Annotated in this window: 1 protein-coding gene and 1 pseudogene; one reads left to right on the top strand and one right to left on the bottom strand. The window is 70.3% G+C overall.

The features are described from left to right. Positions 1-378: pseudogene (locus A5702_RS09645) on the top strand (hypothetical protein); the annotation flags it as partial. Positions 379-382: 4 nt separating this feature from the next. Here A5702_RS09645 and A5702_RS09640 read toward each other — a convergent pair. Further along, positions 383-1,187 (bottom strand): VWA domain-containing protein (locus A5702_RS09640; RefSeq protein WP_068220189.1); only part of this gene is annotated, 805 nt, incomplete at its 5' end.

The following is a 1,187-nucleotide window of genomic DNA, read 5'->3' as shown; positions in this document are numbered from 1 at the left end:
AAGGAGAACAAGCCGTCCAACCCCAGCGACCCGCACGACGGGGCCTACACCGCGGCGCGGCTGGCCCGCGACGAGGGGGTGCCCATCTCGACGATCTCGTTCGGCACCAAGACCGGCGAGATCGAGATGGACGGGCAGCGGGTCGCGGTGCCGGTCTCGACGGACCAGATGAAGATGATCGCCAAGCTCTCCGGCGGGCAGTCCTACACCGCCGGCACCGTCGACGAGCTGTCCAAGAGCTACAACGCCATCGAGAAGGACATCGGCTACCGCACCGTGCCGGGTCCCGGCAGTGCCGGGTGGTTGCGCCTGGGCGTGCTCACCGCCCTGATCGCGACGGCGCTGGCGCTGCTGATCAACCGGCGACTGCCGGTCTGATCGCTCAGGAGGGCAGCCGGCGGTTCAGGAACAGGCCGGCCAGGACGGCGCCGGCCATCGCGACGGCCCCCAGCAGCATCCAGGCCAGGCTGGCGTCGCCCTTGACGGTTTCGTAGCCGATCTGGCGCTGCAGAGTCGCGTAGACGTCCTTCAGCGACTCCAGGCTGTCGGCGTGGAACGACTGGCCGTCGGTGATCTCGCAGATCTTCTTCAGCGTCTGATCGTCGACGGGAACCGGGATGGTGGCGCCCTCGTACTCGACGGTGCCGTACGGCGTGCCGAACGAAATCGTCGAGATCTGCACGCCCTCGGCCTTGGCGGCCCGGGCCGCGGTGAACGCCCCCTGCGGGGCGTTGGGATCCAGCGGCACATTCTCGGCGCCGTCCGACTCCAGCACAATGCGCGCCGGCGGCGGCCCGTCGCCGCCGCCCATCACCGAGCCGACCGTCGCGATGGCCTGCAGCGCGGTGAACAGGCCCTCGCCCGTCGCGGTCTTGGGGGCCGGCTTGAGGCTGTCGATCGCGGCCTTGACCGCCTGGCGGTTGGTCGTCGGGGCGACCAGCAGGTACGGCGTGCCCGCGAAGCCGACCAGCCCCAGGTTGATGCCCGGCGTCAGCTGGGTGGCGAACTGGGTGGCCGCCTCCTCGGCGGCCTTGAGCCGGTTGGGCGGCACGTCGGTCGCCCGCATGGACTGCGACATGTCGATGACCAGCACGATGACGGCCCGGTTGCGCGGGATGCGCATGTCGTGGGTGGGGGTCGCGAGCGCGATGGTCAGCAGGACCAGGCTGAGCAGCGACACCGCGATC

Origin of the sequence: Mycobacterium sp. E3339 (assembly GCF_001666915.1) — a bacterium.
Taxonomy (GTDB): Bacteria; Actinomycetota; Actinomycetes; order Mycobacteriales; family Mycobacteriaceae; genus Mycobacterium.
This window is presented reverse-complemented; position numbering and strand designations above follow the sequence as displayed.